This is a genomic window from Microbacterium enclense (genome assembly GCF_001456955.1).
Lineage (GTDB): Bacteria > Actinomycetota > Actinomycetes > Actinomycetales > Microbacteriaceae > Microbacterium > Microbacterium enclense.
Genome location: NZ_KQ758472.1, coordinates 169,897 through 193,963 on the forward strand (window position 1 = coordinate 169,897; position 24,067 = coordinate 193,963).

Here is a 24,067-nt window from a genome sequence, read left to right on the forward strand (position 1 = left end):
ACGGAATGCGCCCGACGTCGAGTACACCGTCCCTCCGCGGGGCGCGTGCACCGACGGCCGTCGCGACACCGACATCGCGCGCTCAGTCATACCGCCCCTCCGCCCGCCACTCGCCCTCTTCGACGACCAGCAGCCACGCCCCTCCATCGGCGTCGACCACCTGGAACCGGTGCGCGCGGCGTGCGCGCAACGGATCCCACCCGCGCTCGCTGATCGGCCAGGGGCCCGCCCATTCACGGATGCGGCGTCGCTGCCCGGCCGTCTCGAGCACCGCCGGCGGGGCGCTCAGCACGTCGCGCTCCCCCACCGTGACGGAAGCGCCCGCGATGTCGGTCACGCCCACCAGGCGCGGCTCGGGGTAGACGGTGGCCGGCAGGGGGTCGGGAAGGCTTCCGGGCCAGGGCCGTGCACGGTCTTTCGCCGTGACGGCCCGGTCACCCCACGGGACGTTCACCTGACGCTCGGCGAGCCATCGTCCGCCGCCGATGACCGGTGTCACGACGGCGCGATGACCGAGCATGGCCTGCACACGCGAGAGCGCGTGGTGCACGCGTTCGTCGGGGCCGGCCCCGAACAGCCCTTTTGCGTGGTGGGCGGCGGCATCCACGGCTTCGGGTTCGATGTGCACGCCCGCGACACCGCTGCCGAAGATGCCCTGCGCGTCTTCGGCGAGCTGCCAGCGCACCCGGTCGACCACGGCTGCGGCGTCGAACGACCCGGGATGCAGCCAGACGCGCTCGCTGCGCTCGGCCCGTTCGCCGGTGAGGACGACCCGCAGCTCGGTGCACACGAGGTCGTGGGCACCCAGTCGGGCGATGAACTCCTCAGCCGCCACGCGCATGCCGAAGGCGATCTGGTCGGCGAGCTCGAGGGGAGGCTCGAAGGCGACGTCGCGGTGCAGCTCGGGCGGAGGGGTGCGGGGCTGCACCGGTTGCGAGTCGAGCCCTCCGGACAGGGCGTGCAACCGCACGCCCCGGGCGCCGAAGCGCTCGCGCACCCGCTCCACAGGCAACGCGGCCAACTCGCCGAGGGTGTGCACGCCCAGTCGCGAGAGCAGGCTCCCGAACTCGTCGTCGTCGAGCGTCGCCACCGACAGAGGCGCCAGGAATGCGCCCGCGTCGCCCGGCTCCACGATCCGCACGGGGGCGTCGGCGCGTGCCGACCGCGCCGCCTGCTCGGCGGTGAAGACCCCGTCGGCGACGCTCGCCCGCACGTCGGAGAAGCCGTCGTCGTCGAGGAGTCGCAGGAGCGTGCGCGCAGCCTCGAGCTCTCCGCCGTAATACCGGGCCGGGCCCCGCGCCTTCAGCGCGCACAGCCCCGGGCGCACCACCTGCACGCCGGGGGCGTGCTCTTCGACGCGCGCGACGACGGGGGCGAAGGCTCGTGCATCGCGCACGGGGTCGGCGGGTACGACCTGCAACGTCGGACACAGCGCCTGCGCGTCGCGGCGCTTCTGCCCGCGACGCACACCCTGTGCCCGAGCGGCCCACGAGCAGGCCACGACGATGTTGTTCGCGAACACCGCCACCGCGGCATCCGGCGTGGGGGGCGACACGGCCTCATGGGCGAAGGCCGTGATCGGCCAGTCGGGGAACCACAGCACGAGGCTGCGCGTGGGCGCCTGCATCAACCCACCGCCCGCACCGGATAGACGTCGCGCTCGCGCGGCACGAGGCGTTCGGCGGGTGCGCCCAGCAGCTCGATCGACCCGTCGGCGGCGGGCAGCAGCATTCGCGCCCGTCGGGCGTTCGGCGAGCGTCGACTGCTGACCGACACCGTGAGCTCTCGACCGGCGAGGTAGCCGTGCCCCTGGCCGAGCCCCGACCACTGCGGGTCGGCCACGTCGATCACCGCCTCGGCCTGCGGCCACGCGCCCTGCACGAGCAGCACCGATCCGCGGTCGCGCAGACGCGCGGCCAGACGGGTCGTCTCGGCTCCCCCGCGTGCCGCCGTGGAGCCCGCCGGCGGGCGCACGGCCACGACCGGGAGCACCTCGGTGATGGTCGCGGTCACCGCGAGCCACCGGGGACCCGGGTCGGGGATGAACACGAGCCGGTCGAGGTCGAGCCCGTACTTCTCGGCGGCTTCTGCTCCCAGTTCGGGCATGCCGATCACGCCGCACCACGCCCCGTCTTGCGAGGGCCGGGCCATGAGTGCCAGCAGCAGCGAGGCCGAGCGGGCCAGCGCATACGCCGAACCCGGGCGGAGGCCGCCACCGGGCAGCAACGACGAGAAGGCGGGATGCGTCGGCAGCACGGGGGCGTCCATGCGTCGCCCCTGCATGCGTTCGAGGCGATCGCGCAGCGCATGGATGTCGGGGACGGCCTGTACCTGGTCTCTCACGATCGCCCTCACTCCCACAGGTTAGAACATGTGTTCTATTCCCTCAATCCCTGTGGGTCGAAGATACGATCGACCTCCGACATCGGCGTCGGAGGCGGTGTGCAGAGGCATCGGGCCGGCTTGAGAGCACGCCGAACACCCGGATGCCGCAGAAGACGCCCGTCCGCTCAGGCCGCCAGAGCCAGGTACGGCTCCCACCGCGGGTCGCTCTTGTCGACGCCGCGCACCGTCCACGACGAACCGCGGGGAGGGGCGGGGACGAGCCGGAGCTCCCAGCGCATCTCCTGCGGCGTGCGGTCGCCCTTGACGTTGTTGCACAGCAGGCAGCACGCGACGAGGTTCTCCCACGTGTCCTTGCCTCCGCGCGACCGCGGCAGCACGTGGTCGATCGTGGAGGCCGCCTTGCCGCAGTAGCCGCAGCGGTGGCCGTCGCGGCGCAGGACGCCGCGCCGGGTCACCGGCACGCGCCGAGCCCCCGGTACCCGCACGTAGCGGGTGAGGATGATCACCGCCGGGCGGTCGAACGTGCCGGCGGCGGCCCAGACGGGGTCCTCCTCCACGCGTTCGACGACGACGGCCTTCTCGTTCATCACGAGCACGAGCGCCCGCTTGAACGACACGACGGCGAGGGGCTCGTAGCCCGCGTTGAGCACCAGTGTGCGCATGTACGTCTTCCTCTCGAATGGCCGAGACGGCTTCTCGGATGTTCGACTCGCGACGACGGCAGGTGCGGAGGGATGAAAAAAGGCGCTGTCTAGGCAGACAGCGCCTTCGAACGCGCGGCAGGGCCGCGGCATCCGAACTCACGATGCCGAAGAACGAGCAGCCCGAGCGCATCCATGGTGCGGATGCGCGGACTGGTGTTCATCGGCGTTCCCTCCGGTTCTTCCGACGTCGGTGACAGGCTAACCCACTGCGACACGCCCGGGGTCGGACGGAAGAGGAAACAGAAGACGGCGTGTCGGAGAACGATGTCCTCCGGCACGCCGTCTCGAGAAGGCTCAGCCCGCGTTCTGCTGGAGCCAGGCGTAGGGGTCGACGACCGAGCCGTTGATGTGCACCTCGAAGTGCAGGTGGTTCGCGGTCGAGCTGCCGGTCGAGCCCACGAGGCCGATCAGCTGGCCCGCGGCGACGGTCTGTCCGGCCTGAACCGCGCGGCTGCCGTAGGTCATGTGGCCGTAGGTGGTCGACACCTTCTGGCCGTTGATGACGTGCTCGAGCACGATGGCGACGCCGTACCCGCCGTAGCTCTCCTGCGAGATGCTCACGACACCGGCGGCGGCGGCGAAGATCGGCTGGCCGCCGGGGGCGAGAAGGTCGACGCCCTGGTGGTAACCGGAGTCCCACAGTCCACGACCGAGGACGTAGCTGGTCAGGGGCCAGCGCACCTCGCCCGAGCCGGGGGCCGTCATGTTGAGATCCATCGACGAGACGGTGGTACTGGCGGTGGTCGCCGCCTGACGTGCGCGCTCTGCGGCAGCGGCCGCCGCTGCGGCCGCGGCCTCCTCGTCTTTCTTCTTCTTGATCTCGTCCGCGGTGGTGGCGGAGTAGCTGCTGCGATCGAGCGTCTCGGCGGTGGCATCGGACGCGACGACCAGCGATTGATTGTCGGCCGCCGACATCTGCTGCAGCGTCATGGTCTCGGCGGCGGGCATGGTCGCGGCATAGGCCGGGATGGCGACCGTGGCCACGAGGCCCGCCACCATCGACAGGATCACGGCGCTGCGCAGCGGCTTGCCGAAGCGGTGCGACGACGAGGGGCGCGAGACGACGACGGTGCGGGCGACCGGTGCGGCCGCGGCGGATGCGACCGGATCGGCCGCGAGGCGAGCGGGGCGCTTCGTCGTTCGGACGACGGCACGCGTGCTCTTTCGGGTAGGGCCCGTCACGGAGACCTCGGGTAGGTCCGCAGCGGGATCGTTGTGTTCAGCCAAAGTTCCTCCGGCGCCTCTGCGTCTTCGGGGACGCTGGCTCGTCAGCACTCGATCATGGGGGCACGATGTGCGGGCTAGGCCCTCTGCGGACGACGAGCCGATGAGGCAAACCGCGAGGGGTCCGACGGCGGGCTTCCAGCCTGTGGACTCCTTGAGGCTACCGGAAGATAACGAACAAGTCACGCTTCGGTCAGCGGTCCCCGGCGAACACCCGGGTTCGGCCGGGCGATCAGCTGTCGGCGACGAGGAAGATGTGCGACGCCACCTCGACGGGCAGCTCGAGTCCTTCGTCGACACCGTCCATCAGCACGAGCACGTATCCCTCGTTGAAGCGGTAGTCGCCACGCTTTCCGGGGAGGACTCCGGCGGCCTTCAGCTGCTGCAGCAGTTCGGGGTCGACCTGCGCGGGCTCGGCCAGGCGTCGGATCGTGCCGGTGATGGGACCCCCGGCATCCGTCAGCCGGCGGACGAGACCCACCACACCGTCGTCGAAGGTGGCGGTGGCGGCGTCGCCGAGCTGGTCGAGGCCGGGGATCGGGTTGCCGTAGGGCGACTCGGTCGGGTGACCCAGCAGCTCGACGAGGCGCCGCTCGACCTGCTCGCTCATGACGTGCTCCCACCGGCAGGCCTCGTCGTGCACGTAGGCCCAATCGAGACCGATGACGTCGCTGAGCAGTCGCTCGGCGAGACGGTGCTTGCGCATGACGTCGACGGCCTTCTGGCGGCCGTCGTCGGTGAGCTCGAGGCGGCGGTCTTCGGAGACGACGACGAGCCCGTCGCGCTCCATGCGCCCGACCGTCTGCGAGACCGTGGGTCCGGAGTGCCCGAGTCGCTCGGAGATGCGCGCGCGCAGCGGCACGATCTTCTCTTCTTCGAGCTCGAGGATCGTGCGCAGGTACATCTCGGTGGTGTCGATGAGATCGGTCATTCAGGTGTCCTCGATGTCGCGCGGCAAGTGCCTCCAGCCTACCGACCCCCTCCGACACGAGCGCGGGAGCGCCGTGACGGGGACCCTAGAATCGGTCCCATGCCGCACGTGGAACTCCCCACCGACCTCCTGCCCGCCGACGGCCGCTTCGGGTGCGGCCCCTCGAAGGTGCGCGGCGCGCAGCTCGAGGCCCTCGTCACCCGGGGGGCGTCGATCCTCGGCACCTCGCACCGCCAGGCGCCGGTGAAGAACCTCGTCGCCAGCACCCGCGAGCGCCTGTCGCAGCTGTTCCGTCTGCCCGAGGGCTACGAGATCATCCTCGGCAACGGCGGATCGACCGCGTTCTGGGATGCCGCCGCCTTCGGCCTCATCGAGAACCGCAGCCAGAACCTCGTCTTCGGCGAGTTCGGCGGAAAGTTCGCCGCGGCTGCCGCCGCCCCGTGGCTGCAGGCGCCCGATGTGCGCAAGGCCGAGCCGGGCACGCGCACCGTGGCCGAGGCCGTCGAGGGCGTCGACGTCTACGCCTGGCCTCACAACGAGACCTCCACCGGCGTGTCCGCCCCGATCGAGCGAGTCCACGCGGATGCCGGGGCACTCACCGTCATCGACGCCACCAGCGCCGCCGGCGGCATCGACTTCGATGAGACCCAGGCCGACGTCTACTACTTCGCGCCGCAGAAGAACCTCGGCTCCGACGGCGGGCTGTGGTACGCCGCCGTGTCGCCGGCCGCCATCGAACGCATCGAACGGATCGCGGCATCCGACCGCTACATCCCCGAGTTCCTGAGCCTGAAGAACGCTGTCGACAATTCCCGCCTGCAGCAGACGCTCAACACGCCGGCGCTGGCGACTCTGCTGCTGCTCGACGAGCAGCTCGGCTGGATCCTCGACAACGGCGGGCTGTCGTGGGCCGGCGCCCGCACCGCGGAGTCGTCGTCGGCGCTGTACGAGTGGGCGGATGCCAGTGACGTCGCGGCACCCTTCGTCGCCGACCCCGCCGACCGATCCCCCGTCGTGGTCACGATCGACTTCGACGACAGCATCGACGCCGCCGCCATCGCCAAGAGCCTGCGCGCCAACGGCATCGTCGACACCGAGCCCTACCGCAAGCTCGGCCGCAATCAGCTGCGCATCGCGACGTTCGTCTCGATCGAGCCGGCCGACGTGCGCCGCCTCATCGGCGCGATCGACTACACGATCGAGCACCTGCCCGGCGCCTGACGCCCGCGACGTCGAAGGCCGTCCCGCATCACGCGGGACGGCCTTCGACGTTCACAGGTCAGTAGCTGCGGTCTCGTTCGTCGAGATCGTCGTCGTCCGAATCGTCGTCGACCTCGTCATCGTCGTCTTCGGCGTCGGCGTGGTCGCCGTCGTCGGTCTGATCGTCGTCGAACTCGTCGATGTCGACGCCGTCGAGATCACCGGCGTGGAATCGGGCCTTGGGCTCGTCGTCGTGCTCGTCATCGTCGTGCTCGTCATCGTCGTCCGACTCGTCGTCGTCCGCGTCGACGTCGTCGAGATCGTCGTCGTCGTCGTCGAGATCATCGCCGTCCGCGGCGGCCGCGGCCGCCTGGGCCGCCTGATACTCGGCCAAGCGGGTCGCCCACGGCACCCAGTCGGGAGCCAGGAGCGCCCCGTCACCCGGCAACAGCTCGACCTCGAGAACGGTGGGGTCGGAGTCGTCGACCACCGCGACGCTGACCGTCCAGAACCACCCCGGGTACCCCGAGAGGCGCGTGTGGAAGCGCAACGAGACGACCCCGTCGTCTTCGGCGGTGTACCCGGCCGCGGGTCCGACGGTGTCGGCGGGGGTGATCTCGTGCAGGGCGGCGAGCGCGAGGTCGTGAGCGCCGGTCAGGCGCTCATCGGCGACCTGCTCAGGCTTCGAAGTCATCGGCGACCTTGCGCAGCACGGCCGCGATCTTCTGCGCGTGCGGGCCGCTGGGGTACCGGCCGCGGCGCAGGTCGCCGCCGATGCCGTCGAGCAGCTTCACGAGGTCTTCGACGATGATCGCCATGTCGTCGGCGGGCTTGCGGGAGCGCTTGGACAGGCTCACGGGGGCGTCGATGACCCGCACCGACAGCGCCTGCAGGCCGCGCTTGCCGTCGGCCACACCGAACTCCAGCCGCGTGCCGGCCTTGGGCGCGGGGGTTCCGGCGGGCAGAGCCGTGGCGTGAAGGAACACGTCCTGGCCGTCATCGGTGCTGATGAAGCCGAAGCCCTTCTCGTCGTCGTAGAACCTGACCTTGCCGGTGGGCATGGAAACCTCGCTGGGTGAGTGCGCGATCGCGCGGCGGAACGCGGGAGCCGATCGGATCCCGGTCTTCCAGCCTACGACACCTGCGCCAGGCAGTAGGCTGAGCCCGATGAGCACCCGCACCTCCGGCGGCAGCACGCCGGGCGACGACGTTCCCGTCCGACGCATCGATCGCATCCTCGCGTTCATGTCGCTGGGGCTGCTCGTGCTGGCGCTCGTGTGCTTCTTCGCCATCATCATCGGCTCCACCGCCGGCGCCGATCTGGCATCCGGCGTCTGGCCGGTGGTGAGCCTGCTCGTCCTCGTCACGCCCCCGGTGGCGTTCGGTTGCCTGCTGGCCGTGCTCATCATGAGCTTCGTCCGAAGGGCTCGGGCCAACAAGGCTCGCTGACGTGCCCGAGACCTCCGCTCAACGCGCTCTGGCGGTCTCGTTGGGTGCGCGCTCCGACGCCGAACTCGCCCGCCTCCTCGCCGAGCGTCAGGTGTCGCCGTCGGTCACGTGGCGCGACATGTTCGACGTCGCCGAGGCGCTGCTCGAGCCCGCGTCGATCGCCCGGGCCCTGCCCGCCCTGACGCGCCCCGAGGCCGTCGCCCTGCTGGCGGGACTCGACGGACGCCCCGCGACCGGTACCGCCCGCGACGACCTCGTCTCGCGCGCCCTGATCGCAGAAGACGGTCTGCCGTTCCCCCGCACGGCCGAGGTGGTCCGCGAGGCCCTGCCCCATGGCATCCCGGATGCCGTCACCCCGGCGTCCGTGCCCGCCGCGGTCGAGACGGCCGCCGCGTCGGAGGCGGCGTTCACGTACGCCGCATCCGTGGCCGACATCCTCATGCAGACGCTCGAGGCCCCGCTCGGTCGTATCGGGTCGGGTTCGCTCGGGGCGACGGAGCGACGCCGGCTCGTCGATTCGGGCGCCGTCTCCACAGCCGCCGACGCCGACCTGCTCGTGGGCCTCGCTGCGGACTCGGGCCTACTGGGCTCGAACGACCGCGCGTGGCTCGTGTCCCCGGCCGGTCGGGAGTGGTTGCGCCTTCCCACCCTCGAGCGATGGCAGCGCACCGCGGTCGCGCTGCGCGACGCCCTGCCCCGTGCCTATCGCTCGGCAGACGGCGGATGGATCCCCGTCGAGCAGTGGGCCGGGGCGACACCTTTCGACCCCGAGGGTCCGGATCGCGCCGCGCTGTGGACGGGACGGCTGCAACGGTGGGGACTCCTCGATGCCGCCGGCCGCACCGCCCCGTGGGCGGAACCGCTCGCGCGAGGGGGCGACGTCGACACATCGGCGCTGCGCGAGCTGCTGCCGCCCGAGGTCGATCGGGTCTACCTGCAGAACGATCTGACGGCGATCGCTCCGGGGCCGCTCGCGCCGCACCTCGACGTGCGGCTGCGGTCGATGGCCGTGCGCGAATCGCGCGCCCAGGCCTCCAGCTACCGGTTCAGCGCCACCTCGATCGGCGCGGCCATAACCGCGGGCGAGACGGCGGAGTCTCTCCGCGAGTTCCTCACCGGCATCTCGCTGACCGGACTCCCGCAACCGCTCGCGTACGTCATCGAACGCACCTCGGCCGAGCACGGGCGCGTGCGTGTGATGAGCGATCCCGCCACGCACCTGACGCGCGTGGTGACCGACGACGAGACGCTTCTGCGGTCGATGGAGATCGACCAGTCGCTGCGCTCGATCGCGCTCTCGCGCACCGACGACGACGAACTCGTCTCGCACGTGTCGAGCGACGTGGTGTTCTGGGCGCTGACCGACGCGCACTACCCGGCGGTGGCCGTCGACGCCGACGGACGGCCTCGCGCTCTGGAGCGGGCGAAGCTGGCCGCCGACGCACAGCCCGCTCCCGACCCCGTCGACACCTATGGCGACCTGTTGGAGCGCCTGCGCAAGGGCGTCGGCGACTCGGATGCCGCGTGGCTCGAGCGCGAGCTCGACCAGGCCGTACGCGCTCGCGCCGTCATCGACGTCACCGTGCGCCTCCCCGACGGCTCGGCCCGCGTCTTCCGCTTGGAGGCGACGGGACTCGGCGGGGGGCGCCTGCGCGGTCGCGACCGCGGTGCCGACGTCGAGCGCACGCTGCCGCTGTCGCACATCGACGGCGTCACCCCCGTCGACTGACCCCTCCGGAACCGAGGCGGTCGGCCTCCCGGTTCACGACCCCGGTAGACTCGAACGCTATGGCTGACGGCCCCCTCATCGTGCAGAGCGATCGCACCGTCCTCCTCGAGGTCGCACACCCCGAGGCGGAGACGGCGCGGCATGAGCTCGCGGTCTTCGCCGAGCTCGAGCGCGCACCCGAGCACATCCACACGTATCGCATCACCCGCCTGGGTCTGTGGAACGCCCGTGCAGCCGGTCACGACGCCGACGCGATGCTCGGCACCCTCGACCGATGGTCGCGCTTCCCGGTGCCGGCGTCGGTCAGCACCGACATCCGCGAGACGGTCGATCGCTACGGCCGCCTGGTGATCGAGCGCAACGACGACAAGGAGCTCGTGCTCCGCTCGTCGGATGCCGCTGTGCTCAGCGAGGTCTCGCGCAACAAGCGCATCGCGCCGCTGCTCATCGGCCACCCCACTGCCGACAGCTATCTCGTCGATGCGTGGGCGCGCGGCCACATCAAGCAGGAACTGCTCAAGATCGGCTGGCCAGCCGAAGACCTCGCCGGCTACACCCCCGGTACGCCCCACCCCATCGACCTCGCCGAAGACGGCTGGAGCCTCCGCCCCTATCAGCGGCAGGCGGTCGACTCCTTCTCCGAGGGCGGTTCCGGCGTCGTGGTGCTGCCCTGCGGCGCCGGCAAGACGCTCGTGGGCGCGGGCGCCATGGCCGATACCCGCACGACGACGCTCATCCTCGTCACCAACACCGTCAGCGCCCGCCAGTGGCGCGACGAGCTGCTGCGCCGCACCACCCTCACGCCCGAAGAGATCGGCGAGTACTCGGGCCAGGTCAAAGAGATCAAGCCTGTCACCATCGCGACCTATCAGATCCTCACCGCCAAGCGGAAAGGCCAGTACGCCCACCTGGCGCTGCTCGACGCCCTCGACTGGGGCCTCGTTCTCTACGACGAGGTGCACCTGCTGCCCGCTCCCGTGTTCAAGCTGACGGCCGATCTGCAGGCGCGACGCCGCCTGGGCCTGACCGCGACGCTGGTGCGGGAAGACGGCCGAGAGGGCGACGTCTTCAGCCTCATCGGCCCCAAGCGATTCGACGCACCCTGGAAGGAGATCGAGGCGCAGGGCTTCATCTCCCCCGCGGCCTGCTATGAGGTGCGCATCGACCTCCCCGCAGACGAGCGCCTCGAGTACGCCGCCGCGGCCGACGAGGACCGCTACCGGCTCGCCGCGACCGCTCCCGCCAAGATCGACGTCGCCCGACGCCTGGTACAGCGGCATCCGGGCGAGCGCGTGCTCGTCATCGGGCAGTACCTCGACCAGATCGACGAGCTCGCCGAGGCCCTGGGCGCTCCGCAGATCACCGGTGCCACGCCGATCCCGGAACGCGAGGAGCTGTTCCAGGGCTTCCGCGACGGCAGCATCCCCCTGCTGGTGGTGTCGAAGGTCGCCAACTTCTCGGTCGATCTGCCCGAAGCCTCGGTCGCCATCCAGGTGTCGGGCTCATTCGGGTCGCGTCAAGAAGAGGCCCAGCGCCTCGGCCGCCTGCTCCGCCCGAAGCAGTCGAACCACACGGCGAGCTTCTACACGCTCATCGCCCGTGACACCGTCGACCAGGATTTCGCGCAGAACCGCCAGCGCTTCCTCGCCGAACAGGGCTACTCGTACACGATCCTGGATGCCGACGGGATCGACGCCGCGGCGGCGTGACCCATAGCAGGGCGCGCCCATCGGTTCCATATCCAGCGGATTGCTGGGTCGCTTCACGATAATGAGGGCATGACAGCACCTCGCATCCTCGTCGTCGACGACGAACCGAACATTCGCGACCTGCTCATCACGAGCCTGCGCTTCGCCGGGTTCCAGGTGCGAGCCGTGGCCAACGGCGCGCAGACGATCTCCGCCGTGCTCGAAGAAGAACCCGACCTCATCGTGCTCGATGTGATGCTGCCCGACATGAACGGGTTCAGCGTCACCAAGCGTCTGCGTGGCGCCGGCTACACCGCGCCGATCCTCTTCCTGACCGCCAAGGACGAGACGGAAGACAAGATCGAGGGTCTGAACGCCGGCGGCGACGACTACGTCACCAAGCCCTTCAGCCTCGACGAGATCGTGGCCCGCATCCAGGCGATCCTGCGACGCACGATGCAGGCCGACGAGGAGTCGATCATCCGCACGGGTGAGCTGACGATGGACCAGGACACCCACGACGTCAGCGTGGGCGACGTGTCGATCGATCTCAGCCCGACCGAGTTCAAGCTGCTGCGCTACCTCATGCTCAATCCCAACCGCGTGCTGAGCAAGGCGCAGATCCTCGACCACGTCTGGGAATACGACTTCAATGGCGACGCCGGCATCGTCGAGAGCTACATCTCGTACCTGCGCCGCAAGATCGACCCGCACTCCTCCGAGCCGCTGATCCAGACCAAGCGCGGCTTCGGCTACATGCTGAAGTCGGGCAAGACCGCCTGAGCGAAAGGCGTTCCCCCTGTCGCATCCCGACGATGCCCTCACGCGCTGGTGGCGCGGACTGAGCCTTCGCACCAAGGTCACCGGCGTCACCGTCGTGCTTCTCGCGATCGGGTTGTTCACGGCGGGCATCGGCACGATGGTGTTCCTGCGCACCACGCTCGTGAACAACCTCGACGAGCAGCTCGCGCAGCAGGCGGCGGGAAACATCGCCGACAGCGTCTTCACGATGACGCCTGCCGACGGGCAGATCGTGTTCTCGCAGATCGACAACGCCCCGCAGATCGGATCGATGGTCGTCGTCTACGGTCCCGACGGCGAACGCAAGGCGTTCTACAACGGCACGGCATCCAAAGCCCTCCCCGAGCTGCCCTCCACCTTCACCGTCGAGCAGACGTACGGCCAGATCGATCGGCGCATCGAGTTGAGCGACGGCGATTCGGGCCAGCACTTCCTGGCCCGCGTGGGCGTCCTCCAGGTCAACGGCAGTCCCGGTGTCTACACGCAGATGGTGATCCAACCGCTGGCGCCGACCGACCGGATCGTGACCGCCTACATCGGCATCTACGCCTTCGTGGCCCTTCTGATCCTGATCGCGACCGCACTGCTCACGCGGTGGCTCGTGACCCTCGCGTTCCGAAATCTTCGGCAGGTCGAGACCACGGCGATGGACATCGCGGCGGGCGACTTCAGCCAGCGCCTGACCGACATCGTCCCCGACACCGAGGTGGGCCGGCTCAAGACCGCGATCAACGCGATGCTTGCCCGCATCGACGGGGCGCTCGGACAACGGGATGCCACCGTGCGGCAGATGCGCCGGTTCATCGGCGACGCGAGTCACGAACTGCGCACCCCCCTCGTCACGATGCGCGGATACGCGGAGCTGTACCGCATGGGCGCGATCCGCTCCGACCAGGACGTCGCCCAGTCGATGGAGCGCATCGAGAAAGAGGCCATCCGCATGGGCGCGCTCGTGGAGGACCTCCTCGCCCTCGCCCGTCTCGACGAGCGCCGTGACGTCACGATCACCCCGCTCGATCTGCGGCCGATCGCCCGCGACGCCGCCCTCGACCTGCGCGTGACCTCGCCGCAGCGCGAGGTCACGGTCGATGACACGACCACTCGTCGCGAGATCGTGCTGCCCACGATGACCCTCGATCCCCTGCTGGATGCCGAGGGCGACGCGGCTTCGCCCGCCAACCGCCGCCGCGCCGCGCCGACGACGTCGGCCATGGCGATCGCGGGCGCGACGCTGTCGCGCCTGCGGCGCAAGCCGAAGGAAGGCGGCGAGACGACACCCTCACCCGCCGAGGGTGCCCCGGTCGCCTCCCCGGCGCCGCCGGCCGGCGTCGTGCGCACGGCGCCGCGCCCCGCGCCCATCGTCCTCGGCGACGAGAACAAGGTGCGCCAGGTCGTGGCGAACCTTCTCGGCAACGCGCGACGTTTCACCGCCGACGATTCGCCCATCGGCCTCCGGGTGGGCGTCGACGTCGAACGCGACATGGGGTGGATCGAGATCATCGACCACGGTGAAGGCGTGCCCGAGCAGATCCGCGACCAGATCTTCCAGCGCTTCTGGCGCGCCGACACGTCTCGCACGCGCGAGACCGGCGGCTCCGGTCTCGGCCTGTCGATCGTGGCATCCATCGTCGATCTGCTGCACGGAACGGTCGAGGTGGTCGACACCCCCGGCGGTGGCGCGACGTTCCGTGTCTCGCTCCCCCTCGCCGACCGTCGCGACGCCCAGGAACACGCGTTGATCGAGACGCAGCCGCTCGAGCGGCTCCCCGAGAACTTCAGCCCCACCGCGGACTGATCCCCGCTGCGGTCGGCCCCGCCGCTTCCCCGCTGACTCGCGCCCTACGCACGCGCGACAAGCCCCCGCGCGAACACAGCCCGCAAGTCACCCCCACACCCCCACCGATGACTCGCGCCCTACGCACGCGCGACAAGCCCCCGCGCGAACACACCCCGCAAGTCACCGCAGAACGACGGCACCTCGACGACGAGGCCACGACGAGCGACGACGGCGTCGGACCGACATGCGCGATCACCACGGCGCCGCGACCGCGCCGCAACGACGACACCGCAACGACGACACCGTCGCGACGACACCGCCGCACCCGACACCGTCGCGGCGGCAGCCGTCGCCCGCGCCGACGAAGAACGCCCCCTCCCGAAGGAGGGGGCGTTCTCAGGCGTCAGGCGTGGATCAGAAGTCCATGCCACCCGTCGGGTCGCCCGCGGGAGCGGCGGCCTTCTCGGGCTTGTCGGCGACGACGACCTCGGTGGTGAGGAAGAGGCCGGCGATCGACGCGGCGTTCTGCAGCGCGGAGCGCGTGACCTTCGCCGGGTCGATGATGCCCTGGGCGAACAGGTCGCCGTACTCGCCGGTCGCGGCGTTGAGGCCGTGTCCGACGGGCAGGTCGGCGACCTTGTTGGCGACGACACCGGGCTCGAGACCGGCGTTGAGCGCGATCTGCTTGAGCGGCGCCTCGATGGCGACCTTGACGATGTTCGCACCGGTGGCCTCGTCGCCGACGAGCTCGAGCGAGCCGAAGGCGTTCTTGCCGGCCTGGATCAGGGCGACGCCACCACCGGCGACGACACCCTCTTCGACGGCGGCCTTCGCGTTGCGAACGGCGTCCTCGATGCGGTGCTTACGCTCCTTGAGCTCGACCTCGGTGGCCGCACCCGCCTTGATGACGGCGACGCCGCCGGCGAGCTTGGCGAGGCGCTCCTGGAGCTTCTCGCGGTCGTAGTCGCTGTCGGTGTTCTCGATCTCGCGACGGATCTGCGTGACGCGACCCTCGATGAGCTCGGACTCGCCGGCGCCCTCGACGATCGTGGTCTCGTCCTTGGTGATGATGACCTTGCGCGCACGGCCGAGCAGGTCGACGGTCGCGTTCTCGAGCTTGAGGCCGACCTCTTCGGTGATGACCTGGCCGCCGGTGAGGATCGCGATGTCCTGCAGCTGCGCCTTGCGGCGGTCGCCGAAGCCGGGAGCCTTGACGGCCGCCGACTTGAAGATGCCGCGGATCTTGTTGAGCACGAGCGTCGCGAGAGCCTCGCCCTCGACGTCCTCGGCGATGATGAGGAGCTCCTTGCCCTCCTGGATCACCTTGTCGACGATGGGCAGAAGGTCCTTGATGTTCGAGATCTTCTGGTTCGCGATCAGGATGTACGGGTCTTCGAAGACCGCTTCCTGACGCTCGGGGTCGGTGACGAAGTAGGGGTTGATGTAGCCCTTGTCGAAGCGCATGCCCTCGGTGAGCTCGAGCTCGGTGCCGAAGGTGTTGGACTCCTCGACGGTGACGACGCCTTCCTTGCCGACCTTGTCGATGGCCTCGGCGATGAGCTCACCGATGGCGGGGTCGGCGGCGGAGATCGACGCGGTGGCGGCGATCTGCTCCTTCGACTCGACCTCCTTGGCGGCGGAGAGCAGTTCGTCGGTGACGGCCTTGACGGCCTTCTCGATGCCCTTCTTGAGCGAGATGGGGTCGGCGCCGGCGGCGACGTTGCGCAGGCCCTCGCGCACGAGCGCCTGAGCCAGGACGGTGGCGGTGGTGGTGCCGTCACCCGCGACGTCGTCGGTCTTCTTGGCGACCTCCTTGACCAGCTCTGCGCCGATCTTCTCGTACGGGTCGTCGAGCTCGATCTCCTTGGCGATCGAGACACCGTCGTTCGTGATCGTGGGGGCGCCCCACTTCTTCTCGAGCACGACGTTGCGACCGCGCGGGCCCAGGGTCACCTTGACGGCGTCGGCCAGCGTGTTGAGGCCACGCTCGAGGCCACGGCGTGCCTCTTCGTCGAAAGCGATGATCTTTGCCATAAGTGTGTCGTCCCTCCCGGACGGGTGACTTCCAGATTTTGGCACTCGACGAAAGCGAGTGCTAACTCATTCTGGCACTCGACCCTAGGGAGTGCAAGCCACGCGGCCCGGCACGAACGTCGAACGCCGCGGCATCCGGATGAGGGATGCCGCGGCGTTCGGTGGCGTTCGGTTCAGCGTCTCAGGCGAGGCGGACGGACTCCGCCTGGGGTCCCTTCTGTCCGGTTCCGACGGTGAACTCCACCGCCTGGCCCTCCTCGAGGACCCGGAAGCCCGGCATCTCGATGCTGGAGTAGTGAACGAAGACGTCCTGACCGTCGGCGACGGTGATGAACCCGAAGCCCTTCTCGGCGTTGAACCATTTGACAGTGCCCTGCGTCATGCGAATCTCCTGTTGCTGAATGACGAGGTCATCGTAAGCACGGAGCATGCCGCCGAATGGGGGTTCGGGGGCATTGTTGACGCCCGTGCCGTCAAGTTGTTACCCCGCGGAAACACGGGGCACCCACGGGTCAGGACGCCGGCGTCTCGGAGGTCTGACCGGCCGCCCGGTCGAGGCCGATGACGACGATCAGGCGCTTCACGTCGCTCTCGTCGTCGGGGGTGTTCGGGTCGTCGGTGGGCTGCAGGAAGTCGCTCTGCGCCACCGACGCGCCACCGATCGTCTGCGCCAGTCCCTCGGCGGCCGCCTCGTCGGTGTCACGAAGGTAGAAGACTGTCGTCTGCGCGAAATCGGTGCTGTCGGAGTCGCCCGTCTCGACGGCGTCGCCCGGCCACCCCGCGGCGACGATCCGGTCGCGCAGCGTGCCCGCGAGCCCCTCGTCGGCGGTGCCGTTGAGCACGACCACCGAATAGGAGGTGTCGACGACGGCCGGAGTCGTCGCCTCGACCGTGGGGTTCGGAGCCGTTTCCGCGTCGGGGCCGAGCGAGATGCGTCCCGAGACGACGAGGGTCGCGAAGATTCCGGCGATGATCAGCACGAGCGTGGCGATGGCCGCCCACAGGAAGATGATCCAGCCGCGCAGCCGCGGGTTCTCGGCGCGGTGCGCCCCGACGCGTCCGGCCGGATCGGGCAGGTCGTCGAAGCGATCCCGAGGGAAGGTCGATCTGGCCATTGGACGATGCTATCGGTCGGAGCCTCAGCGCCCCGTCAGCGCGATGCGGCCCGGCCGAGACGGGAGCGGTGCTGATCGGCGGCGTCGTCGCGGCGCCGGCGCAGGCGCCGCACGAGCATGGGGTCGTGGGCGAGGGCGTCGGGGGTGTCGATCAGGCGACCGAGCACCTGGTAGTAGCGGGCGGGCGTCAAGCCGAACTCGGCGCGGATCGCCTCCTCTTTCGCACCCGCATGGCGTCGCCATTCACCCTCGAAGGCGAGGAAGGCGAGATCACGGTCCGACAGGGTCACCCGTCCACGCTAACCGCGGTGCGCGGTGGATCCCGGATGCCACGCCACCCAGGCGCCCAGCGGATCCACCTCGGCGACGACGTCACCGTCGAGAGCCAGCGAGAACCCGCCCCGGACCGACTCGACGCGCCGGGTCCACCCGTCATGCAGCCCCGGCGCATCGAGGGTGATCCACCGACCCGCCGAACGTGCCGCGTCGATCACGGCGGCGCGGTGCGGTGCCGGCACGTGGGCGAGGACGCCGGGGGTCGTGACGACGAGGGTGGCGTCGCGCGGCGCCCGGGCGGCGAGGGCGGGCAACGCGTCGGCCCCGTCGCCGGCCACGAGCAGAGGCGGGTCGCCGGCGGCGATGTCGATCGCCCGCGAGATGCGCTCCCGGCGCTCCTCCTCGCCCGGCCAGACCAGGTCCATGAGCCACGACCGGTCCTCGGCGCGGCCGACGTCGAGCGGGTTCAGATCGATGCCGGCACGCCACACGATGTGCGGCATCCGCAGCTCCGGCGCACCGTCGAGCTCGCACGCCAGCTCGACGCGACCGACGCCCGCGACAGGGTCGAGAGGGAGGGTCTCGGAGCCTCGTCGGTAGCGGTACGAGTACCGGTCGGGATACAGGCACAGGCCCGCGCTCGCGCCCACCTCCAGCAGGGCGATGGGCCCGTCGATGAGGGAGAGCGCCGGCAGGAGGGCCGCGCACCGCAGCGGCTCGTTGGTCTGCACGCTCCGCCGCCCGCATTCGGCGGCGATCTCCTCGGCGTGGGACTGCACCCACGACGCCCAGGCATCGATGTCGTCCATCGGCGCGCCGAGCAGGCGCAGAACCGCGAACACGAGCGGGGGTTGACGCCGCGAAGCCGGAACCCGCGCGAGCGCCGCCGCCACGGCGGGATCAGCGATCACGCGGCGCGCCCAGGCCTCGTAGACCGCCGATCGACCGGGCGCCTCGTCGCGGGCGAAGCGCCCGAACCGGTCGACGACGGCGGTCACGGCATCCTGATCCATCCCGCAGATTATGCCGGGCCGACTTGACCGCTCCGGGGCACGACAGAATGGATGCCGGAGAAGGGAAAATTCCATGACGTATGCCGTCGACAAGTCCGACGACCAGTGGCGCGCTGAGCTGTCACCCGAGCAGTACGCGGTGCTGCGCCAGGCCGGAACCGAGCGCGCCTGGACCGGTGAGCTGCTCGACGAGAGCCGCGCCGGCCTCTACACGTGCGCCGCGTGCGGCGCGGAGCTGTTCCAGAGCGGCACGAAGTTCGACTCGCACTGCGGATGGCCGAGCTTCTACGAGTCGGTGCGCCCCGAGGCCGTCGAACTCATCGACGACAACAGCCACGGCATGCAGCGCACCGAGGTGCGGTGCGCGAACTGCGGCTCGCACCTGGGCCACGTCTTCCCCGACGGCTTCGGCACCCCCACGGGCGACCGGTACTGCATGAACTCGCTGTCGCTCAACTTCACGCCGGAAGAGAAGGCGTGAGCGCACTCGAGGCGATGCGCGACCGCCGGTCGTGGTCGAAGGTCACCGACCTCGCCCCCACCGGGCCCGAACTCGAGGCGTTCGTCGCCGCGGCCGGTCGCGTCGCCGACCACAAGACGCTGCGCCCGTGGCGCATCATCGAGATCCGCGGCAGCGACCGCGATCTGCTCGCGCGTGCGCTGAACAAGGCCGACGGCAAGAAGGGGTATTCCTCGAAGCCTCGTCGCGCGCCGCTCATCATCGCCCTCGTGGCCGACGTCTCGTCGAAGAAGATCCCCGCCTGGGAGCAGGAGGCCACGGCATCCGGTGTCGCCCACATGCTGAGCCTGGTGCTCGACGAGGCGGGCTTCGGCGTCTTCTGGCGCACCGACGACAACACCCGCAGCAAGGCGCTTGCCAAGGCCCACGGCCTGAGGAAGGGCGAGGTGCTGCTCGGCTGGCTGTACGTCGGCGGCAAGCCGCCGCGCACGCGTCCGGTCCGCCGTAAGACGGTGGATGCCGCGAAGCACATCTCGCGCCTGCCCGGGGGCAAGAAGCGACGGAAGGTCGACGACGCGCGCTCCTGATCACGCGCGCTGCGACGCCGCCCGGGGACGTCTCCGGGCGGCGTCGTCATCTGTGGCGGTGACGCCCCGGGTATCGCGGCGGCGTCCGACGCGCGCGTGGCACGGCGTCGGTGCGCGACTCGCCGCGGGCCGAAGTCAGCCGAGCCTGCGCCGCCGCCACGGCACCGCGGCCACGACGACGCCGGCGATGGCGACCGTGGCCGCCAGGACGGCCACCGGGGTGGAGGGAGCCGCCGGCGCGGGCCAGAACGCGTCGAGCACGACGGAGGTGCACAGCAGGCCCACCACCGACCCCAATCCCAGCAGCAGTACTCCCGTGCGGCGCACCACCACCGACGACAAGAAGATGTAGATCACGCCGACCGCGCCGCCGGCGTAGAGCCACGGCTCGCTCGGCACCACGCGCGGCGCTCCGACGGCGGCCACGTGCACGGTGGCGGCGATGAGGAGCACGATCGTGCCGCCGATGAAGTTGACCAGGGTCGCGGTGAGCGGGCTCTCCACGCGCACGCGCAGACGCCCGTTTGTCCCCTGCTGCCACGCGACTCCGGCCCCCGCGACGGCGGGGACGACGAGCATCCACGGGGGCACGCCGCCGAGGGCGTCACCCGAGAGGCACACCACCACTCCGGCGATGGCCAGCGCCGCACCGACCAGTCGGCGCACCGTGACGGGGACGACGCCGGCCGGCCCGTAGCCGACCCGGTCGAGCACGAGCCCGCCGGAGGTCTGTCCGGCGACGAAACCGACCGTGAACAGCGCGACGCCGATCGTGGCGACCGTCAGCCCCTGACTCGCCACGGTGAACGCGCCCACGAGACCGCCCAGCAGCATCCACGGGGGGACGGTTCGCGACCGGATGCCGTCGACGAGACGCCCGAACCCGCGCCGCCCCTCCGGGAGCAGCAGCGACAGCACGATGAGGATGACGAGCCCCGAGCCGAACGAGACCGCGGCGGCCACGAAGCCGTCGCCGAGTTCGGCCCCGAGCGAGCCGTTGATCCGCGCCTGCAGCGCGGTGAGGGCACCGATGAGCACCGCTCCGCCGACGGCCACGCCGATCGCACCGCGCTCCGACACCGCACTCCCCTCGCGCCCGGCGATCGGGCCACCGTCGATCGTACGACGCGACCGCGGCGCGCCGTGTCCGGACGATCCCCGTCAGACGGCGACGACAGGCGCCCTCTTCGCGCGCCGACCGCGGATCACCCCGCCCACGAAGATGGCGAGGAGTCCGAGCATTGCGAGCAGGCTGACCACGCCCAGAGCGGCGCCGCCGTAGGCGTGATCGCCGCCGCTGATGCCGTACGTGTCGGCGAGGCCCATGCCCGGGCCGAAGGACGCGACGAAGTACCCCGCGATCCCGAGGAGAAGCAGAGCGAGATAGGCGGAGACCACGGACCACACGTCGGTGTCCGTCAGGGAGAACATCAGCAGGAAGACGAGGCCGAGGGTGGGGCCGGCGGCGATCACGGCGACGACGAAGCCGTTCGGCGGGCCCTGGTCCGCGACGCCCACCTCGCGCCACACCTCGGCCGCGGTCAGGCCGGGCACCGCGGCTTCCGGGTTCCAGACGAGGATCTGCACGAGCGCGATGATCGCGTACACCGTCACGACCGTCAGCCCTGCTGCGGCGACGAGCACACGGGAGCGGCGAGGAGCGAAGGCGGGCTGCATGGCCCCATCATCGCCCACCCGAGGTCATCAACCCCGTCTCCGGGCACGTCGATGTCGCCGTCACCGGCCCGGATGCGTCAGGCTGTCACCCGTGACCCAGCTCAACCCCGGCCCCCACGATGTCTCGCGCATCCTCGGTGATCTGAACAGCGCCGGCGCCGACCGCGAGTTCATCGCGCACGCCGAACTGCACCTCCCCCGCCTGCACGAGCTGTTCGTGCGCCTCTACGGCGAGCGCGCCGACGGCCTGGAGCGCCTGGCATCCGTCGTCGACCTCGCCCGCCGTTCGTGGACCGAGCGTCCGCGCGCGCTGAAGGCCCTCGATCGCGAGCGCGACAGCTCACCCGACTGGTTCGAGAGCGAGCGGATGCTCGGGGGCGTCTGCTACGTCGACCGGTATGCGGGCGGGCTCAGCGGCATCCGGGATCAGATCCCGTACTTCCGCGAGCTGGGCCTGACGTATCTGCATCTCATGCCCCTGTTCGAGAGCCCCGAGGGCAACAGCGACGGTGGTTATGCGGTGTCGAGCTACCGGAGGGTGAACCCCGCGCTCGGCACGATGGAGGAGCTCGCCGCCCTCGCCGCCGACCTCCGTCGCGCGGGGATCTCGCTCGTGGTCGACTTCATCTTCAACCACACCAGCAACGAGCACGAGTGGGCGCAGAAGGCCGTGGCCGGCGAGCCCGGGTACGAGGACTTCTATCTCATCTACCCCGACCGCGAGATGCCCGACGCCTTCGAGCGCACGACGCGGGAGATCTTCCCCGACGACCACGCGGGCTCGTTCGTGCAGCTCGACGACGGCCGGTGGATCTGGGCGACCTTCTATCACTTCCAGTGGGACCTCAATTACGCCAACCCCGCGGTCTTCGAGGCGATGGCCGGCGAGATGCTGTTCCTGGCGAACCAGGGCGTCGAAATACTCCGTATGGATGCCGTCGCGTTCATCTGGAAGCGGCTCGGCACCACGTGCGAGTCGCTGCCCGAGGCGCACCTGCTGCTGCAGGCCTTCAACGCCGTACTGCGCATGGCCGCTCCGGGCCTGCTGTTCAAGTCGGAGGCCATCGTGCACCCCGACGAGGTGGTCTCGTACATCTCGCCCGACGAGTGCCAGATCTCCTACAACCCGCTCCAGATGGCCCTGACGTGGGAGGCGCTCGCCACGCGCGACGGCCGCCTGCTGCAGCAGGCGCTCGAGCGTCGGCACGCCCTTCCCGAGGGCACCGCCTGGGTCAACTACGTGCGCAGTCACGATGACATCGGCTGGACGTTCGCCGACGAGGATGCCGCCGAGCTCGGCATCGAGGGGTACCCGCACCGGCGCTTCCTCAACGACTTCTACGTCGGACGGGCCGAGGGGACCTTCGCGCGCGGCGTGCCCTTCCAGGAGAACCCGCGCACGGGCGATGCCCGCGTCACCGGCACCACGGCATCCCTCGCGGGAATCGAGGCGGGCGACGCCGGCGGCGAGGACCGCGTCATCCTCGCGCACGCGCTGGCGCTGTCGACCGGCGGCATCCCGCTGCTGTATCTCGGCGACGAGGTCGCCCAGCTCAACGACTACTCCTATGGCGAGCGTCCCGAAGAGGCCGGCGACAGCCGCTGGGTGCACCGACCGTTCCGCCCGGAACAGAGGTACGCGCAGCGGACGGATGCCGACACCCCGGCCGGTCGGGTCTTCTCACGTCTGACGCGCCTGCTCGAGGTGCGCCGCGCGACGCCCGAGCTCGGCGGCAACGAGCTCGTCGCGTTCGACGCCCGGGTGCGGCCGGTGGTGGCGTTCCTGCGCCCCGGCGAGAGCGGATTCGCGGTGCTCGTCGCGGCGAACGTCGCCGACTCGGCGGTGGAGATCGACGCCCTGACCCTGTCGGGCCTCGCACCGGAGGCCCTCGACCTGATCACCGGCGCACCCGTGTGGCTCGGCGCGGGCATCACGCTCGCCGCCCACGGCGTGCGGTGGCTCCGCGTGCGCACACGCTGACCGATCGCTCTCGGCGCGGGGGCACCGCGCCGAGAACGGTGTCAGTGCAATTCGGGTGCCGGCAGACCATCGGTGCTCACGATGCGACGCGACGCCGCCTCGAGCAGCACCTCGCGCGTCAGCTCGCCGGTCTCGACGGCGGTGCCGATGCGGGTCTCGTTCATGAGTCCCGCGATCTGCGCCTGGTGGTCGTCGACGTGCTCGTTGCGGCTGCTGCGGCGCACCACCGCGACCGGGTAGACACCGGCCTCCAGCAGTCCGAGGATCGTGCCGACACCGGCGTGCGTGACCACCACGTCGGCGTCGTGGATGGCCTGGTCGAACGACGCGGCATCCATGTCCTGCACAACTCGGCCGGGGAGGTCGTCGCGCGTGGTGAAGCCGAGCTGCCACGTGGTGTCATCGCCCATGAGCCCGGTCGCCAGCAGCGCGTCGACGAGGCCGTCGAAGCGGTAGCCCTGGATCGTGCCGAGCGTCACGAAGATCTTCAGCGGCCGCCCCTCGGGTGCCGTGCGTTCCGCGATCGAGAACGTCTCCAGCACGCTGGAGTGCAGCCCCCACCGCCCGCGGGCCCACGAACGGTGCTGCGTGCGCATCTCGGCGAGGCGGCTGTGGTAGAGCATCCGACCCGTCAGCGAGGGACCGAGCACGCGCGACACGCTCTCGATGTACAGCGCCGGGATGCCGTGGCGGCGGGCCGTCGGCAGGGCCGCGGTCGCGAGGGCGGCGCCGGTGCTGACGGCGGCGTCGAAGTGCTCCGCGGAAAGCGCCTGGTGGATCTCCCCCACCGCGGTGAGCGTGCCGCGCCAGTCCCGCGGCTTGATGTACGGCACGAGGAGCGTGCGCTTGTCGCGCAGCAGCGATCGGGTCTGCGGCGAGTCGAAGCTGACCCACAGCGAGTCGTCGGTCGCGCCCAGGCCCGGGGCGAGACGCACGAGCTGGGCGATGTGCCCGCCCGTCGATGCCGCGAGCAGGAGCTTGCGCGGCCTGTCGGGCGCGAGGTCGAGGCGCGAGGGAACAGCGATCATCGGTCGCCTGCCCTTCCCGACGCACCGGCCGAGGTGATGATCCCCGT

At 70.5% G+C, this 24,067-nt stretch carries 24 protein-coding genes; 9 read left to right on the top strand and 15 right to left on the bottom strand.

Annotated features, from left to right (window positions below):
- Window positions 1–82: 82 nt before the first annotated feature.
- The 5 genes from AS029_RS12485 to AS029_RS12505 form a co-directional block, all read right to left on the bottom strand.
- Window positions 83–1,627, bottom strand: a complete 1,545-nt coding sequence (locus AS029_RS12485) for a DNA polymerase Y family protein (RefSeq protein WP_058232918.1) — start codon at window positions 1,625–1,627, stop codon at window positions 83–85.
- Window positions 1,627–2,343, bottom strand: coding sequence for a non-ribosomal peptide synthetase domain-containing protein (locus tag AS029_RS12490; RefSeq protein ID WP_058233093.1), 717 nt, complete (start codon window positions 2,341–2,343; stop codon window positions 1,627–1,629). The genes AS029_RS12485 and AS029_RS12490 overlap by 1 nt, the downstream gene beginning before the upstream one ends.
- 167 nt (window positions 2,344–2,510) lie before the next feature.
- Window positions 2,511–3,008: an HNH endonuclease gene (locus tag AS029_RS12495; RefSeq protein WP_058232919.1), complete on the bottom strand. Its 498-nt coding sequence runs from the start codon at window positions 3,006–3,008 to the stop codon at window positions 2,511–2,513.
- 336 nt (window positions 3,009–3,344) lie between these two features.
- Window positions 3,345–4,232, bottom strand: coding sequence for a M23 family metallopeptidase (locus AS029_RS12500; protein ID WP_228375950.1), 888 nt, complete (start codon window positions 4,230–4,232; stop codon window positions 3,345–3,347).
- A gap of 274 nt (window positions 4,233–4,506) precedes the next feature.
- A complete protein-coding gene (locus AS029_RS12505; RefSeq protein WP_058232920.1) occupies window positions 4,507–5,205 on the bottom strand; it encodes an iron-dependent transcriptional repressor DtxR in 699 nt (232 codons plus the stop codon).
- Window positions 5,206–5,304: 99 nt separating this feature from the next.
- On the opposite strand from AS029_RS12505, the gene serC reads away from it, so the two are divergent.
- Window positions 5,305–6,426 (top strand): phosphoserine transaminase, encoded by a 1,122-nt coding sequence (gene serC / locus AS029_RS12510; protein WP_058232921.1) that lies wholly within the window; start codon window positions 5,305–5,307, stop codon window positions 6,424–6,426.
- A 58-nt stretch (window positions 6,427–6,484) separates the two neighbouring features.
- On the opposite strand, the gene AS029_RS12515 is transcribed toward serC, so the two are convergent.
- A complete protein-coding gene (locus AS029_RS12515; protein WP_058232922.1) occupies window positions 6,485–7,099 on the bottom strand; it encodes a DUF3027 domain-containing protein in 615 nt (204 codons plus the stop codon).
- Window positions 7,083–7,466 (bottom strand): cold-shock protein, encoded by a 384-nt coding sequence (locus AS029_RS12520; RefSeq protein WP_058232923.1) that lies wholly within the window; start codon window positions 7,464–7,466, stop codon window positions 7,083–7,085. The genes AS029_RS12515 and AS029_RS12520 overlap by 17 nt, the downstream gene beginning before the upstream one ends.
- Before the next feature lie 106 nt (window positions 7,467–7,572).
- Here AS029_RS12520 and AS029_RS12525 point away from each other — a divergent pair, with 106 nt between their 5' ends.
- The 5 genes from AS029_RS12525 to AS029_RS12545 all read left to right on the top strand — a co-directional run bounded on the left by AS029_RS12525 (window position 7,573) and on the right by AS029_RS12545 (window position 13,867).
- Window positions 7,573–7,854: a hypothetical protein gene (locus AS029_RS12525; RefSeq protein ID WP_058232924.1), complete on the top strand. Its 282-nt coding sequence runs from the start codon at window positions 7,573–7,575 to the stop codon at window positions 7,852–7,854.
- Between the two features lies 1 nt (window position 7,855).
- Window positions 7,856–9,583, top strand: a complete 1,728-nt coding sequence (locus tag AS029_RS12530) for a helicase-associated domain-containing protein (protein ID WP_139168113.1) — start codon at window positions 7,856–7,858, stop codon at window positions 9,581–9,583.
- 59 nt (window positions 9,584–9,642) lie between these two features.
- Entirely contained in the window at window positions 9,643–11,292 is a 1,650-nt protein-coding gene (locus AS029_RS12535) for a DNA repair helicase XPB (protein WP_058232925.1), read from the top strand.
- A gap of 69 nt (window positions 11,293–11,361) precedes the next feature.
- Window positions 11,362–12,054, top strand: coding sequence for a response regulator transcription factor (locus AS029_RS12540; RefSeq protein WP_055956651.1), 693 nt, complete (start codon window positions 11,362–11,364; stop codon window positions 12,052–12,054).
- A gap of 136 nt (window positions 12,055–12,190) precedes the next feature.
- Window positions 12,191–13,867, top strand: a complete 1,677-nt coding sequence (locus tag AS029_RS12545) for a sensor histidine kinase (protein ID WP_058233096.1) — start codon at window positions 12,191–12,193, stop codon at window positions 13,865–13,867.
- 396 nt (window positions 13,868–14,263) lie between these two features.
- On the opposite strand, the gene groL is transcribed toward AS029_RS12545, so the two are convergent.
- The 5 genes from groL to AS029_RS12570 form a co-directional block, all read right to left on the bottom strand.
- Window positions 14,264–15,883 carry a chaperonin GroEL gene (groL, locus tag AS029_RS12550; RefSeq protein WP_058232926.1) on the bottom strand — a complete coding sequence of 540 codons (1,620 nt, stop codon included), beginning with the start codon at window positions 15,881–15,883 and terminating at the stop codon, window positions 14,264–14,266.
- Between the two features lie 181 nt (window positions 15,884–16,064).
- Window positions 16,065–16,265 carry a cold-shock protein gene (locus AS029_RS12555; protein WP_058233097.1) on the bottom strand — a complete coding sequence of 67 codons (201 nt, stop codon included), beginning with the start codon at window positions 16,263–16,265 and terminating at the stop codon, window positions 16,065–16,067.
- Window positions 16,266–16,395: 130 nt separating this feature from the next.
- Window positions 16,396–16,998, bottom strand: coding sequence for a LytR C-terminal domain-containing protein (locus AS029_RS12560; protein ID WP_058232927.1), 603 nt, complete (start codon window positions 16,996–16,998; stop codon window positions 16,396–16,398).
- A 35-nt stretch (window positions 16,999–17,033) separates the two neighbouring features.
- The gene (locus tag AS029_RS12565) at window positions 17,034–17,288 is read right to left on the bottom strand and encodes a DUF3263 domain-containing protein (protein WP_058232928.1); all 255 of its coding nucleotides are present in this window, start codon (window positions 17,286–17,288) and stop codon (window positions 17,034–17,036) included.
- 9 nt (window positions 17,289–17,297) lie between these two features.
- On the bottom strand, window positions 17,298–18,287 hold the full coding sequence (locus AS029_RS12570; RefSeq protein WP_058232929.1) for a DUF2332 domain-containing protein: 990 nt from the start codon (window positions 18,285–18,287) through the stop codon (window positions 17,298–17,300).
- A 73-nt stretch (window positions 18,288–18,360) separates the two neighbouring features.
- On the opposite strand from AS029_RS12570, the gene msrB reads away from it, so the two are divergent.
- Together msrB and AS029_RS12580 are read left to right on the top strand one after the other, a co-directional pair.
- Entirely contained in the window at window positions 18,361–18,768 is a 408-nt protein-coding gene (gene msrB, locus AS029_RS12575; protein WP_058232930.1) for a peptide-methionine (R)-S-oxide reductase MsrB, read from the top strand.
- Between the two features lie 14 nt (window positions 18,769–18,782).
- Entirely contained in the window at window positions 18,783–19,334 is a 552-nt protein-coding gene (locus AS029_RS12580; RefSeq protein WP_058233098.1) for a nitroreductase family protein, read from the top strand.
- Between the two features lie 135 nt (window positions 19,335–19,469).
- Here the strand turns inward: AS029_RS12580 and AS029_RS12585 are convergent, their stop codons facing one another.
- Both AS029_RS12585 and AS029_RS12590 read right to left on the bottom strand, forming a co-directional pair.
- On the bottom strand, window positions 19,470–20,414 hold the full coding sequence (locus AS029_RS12585) for a DMT family transporter (protein WP_175456662.1): 945 nt from the start codon (window positions 20,412–20,414) through the stop codon (window positions 19,470–19,472).
- Between the two features lie 81 nt (window positions 20,415–20,495).
- Window positions 20,496–21,011, bottom strand: coding sequence for a hypothetical protein (locus tag AS029_RS12590; protein WP_058232931.1), 516 nt, complete (start codon window positions 21,009–21,011; stop codon window positions 20,496–20,498).
- Between the two features lie 91 nt (window positions 21,012–21,102).
- Here AS029_RS12590 and AS029_RS12595 point away from each other — a divergent pair, with 91 nt between their 5' ends.
- The gene (locus AS029_RS12595) at window positions 21,103–22,992 is read left to right on the top strand and encodes an amylosucrase (protein ID WP_139168114.1); all 1,890 of its coding nucleotides are present in this window, start codon (window positions 21,103–21,105) and stop codon (window positions 22,990–22,992) included.
- Between the two features lie 41 nt (window positions 22,993–23,033).
- Here AS029_RS12595 and AS029_RS12600 read toward each other — a convergent pair whose 3' ends face one another.
- Complete coding sequence (locus tag AS029_RS12600; protein ID WP_058232932.1) at window positions 23,034–24,020, bottom strand: glycosyltransferase; 987 nt, start codon at window positions 24,018–24,020, stop codon at window positions 23,034–23,036.
- Window positions 24,021–24,067: the final 47 nt, after the last annotated feature.

Bases quoted from the DNA above. Each gene is read 5' to 3' on its own strand.
- AS029_RS12560 (WP_058232927.1), bottom strand. From the start codon at position 16,998: ATGGCCAGATCGACCTTCCCTCGGGATCGCTTCGACGACCTGCCCGAT.
- groL (WP_058232926.1), bottom strand. From the start codon at position 15,883: ATGGCAAAGATCATCGCTTTCGACGAAGAGGCACGCCGTGGCCTCGAG.
- AS029_RS12555 (WP_058233097.1), bottom strand. From the start codon at position 16,265: ATGACGCAGGGCACTGTCAAATGGTTCAACGCCGAGAAGGGCTTCGGG.
- AS029_RS12505 (WP_058232920.1), bottom strand. From the start codon at position 5,205: ATGACCGATCTCATCGACACCACCGAGATGTACCTGCGCACGATCCTC.
- AS029_RS12520 (WP_058232923.1), bottom strand. From the start codon at position 7,466: ATGCCCACCGGCAAGGTCAGGTTCTACGACGACGAGAAGGGCTTCGGC.
- AS029_RS12540 (WP_055956651.1), top strand. From the start codon at position 11,362: ATGACAGCACCTCGCATCCTCGTCGTCGACGACGAACCGAACATTCGC.
- AS029_RS12545 (WP_058233096.1), top strand. From the start codon at position 12,191: ATGGTGTTCCTGCGCACCACGCTCGTGAACAACCTCGACGAGCAGCTC.
- AS029_RS12570 (WP_058232929.1), bottom strand. From the start codon at position 18,287: ATGGATCAGGATGCCGTGACCGCCGTCGTCGACCGGTTCGGGCGCTTC.
- msrB (WP_058232930.1), top strand. From the start codon at position 18,361: ATGACGTATGCCGTCGACAAGTCCGACGACCAGTGGCGCGCTGAGCTG.
- AS029_RS12495 (WP_058232919.1), bottom strand. From the start codon at position 3,008: ATGCGCACACTGGTGCTCAACGCGGGCTACGAGCCCCTCGCCGTCGTG.
- serC (WP_058232921.1), top strand. From the start codon at position 5,305: ATGCCGCACGTGGAACTCCCCACCGACCTCCTGCCCGCCGACGGCCGC.
- AS029_RS12580 (WP_058233098.1), top strand. From the start codon at position 18,783: ATGCGCGACCGCCGGTCGTGGTCGAAGGTCACCGACCTCGCCCCCACC.
- AS029_RS12485 (WP_058232918.1), bottom strand. From the start codon at position 1,627: ATGCAGGCGCCCACGCGCAGCCTCGTGCTGTGGTTCCCCGACTGGCCG.
- AS029_RS12535 (WP_058232925.1), top strand. From the start codon at position 9,643: ATGGCTGACGGCCCCCTCATCGTGCAGAGCGATCGCACCGTCCTCCTC.
- AS029_RS12515 (WP_058232922.1), bottom strand. From the start codon at position 7,099: ATGACTTCGAAGCCTGAGCAGGTCGCCGATGAGCGCCTGACCGGCGCT.
- AS029_RS12600 (WP_058232932.1), bottom strand. From the start codon at position 24,020: ATGATCGCTGTTCCCTCGCGCCTCGACCTCGCGCCCGACAGGCCGCGC.
- AS029_RS12525 (WP_058232924.1), top strand. From the start codon at position 7,573: ATGAGCACCCGCACCTCCGGCGGCAGCACGCCGGGCGACGACGTTCCC.
- AS029_RS12590 (WP_058232931.1), bottom strand. From the start codon at position 21,011: ATGCAGCCCGCCTTCGCTCCTCGCCGCTCCCGTGTGCTCGTCGCCGCA.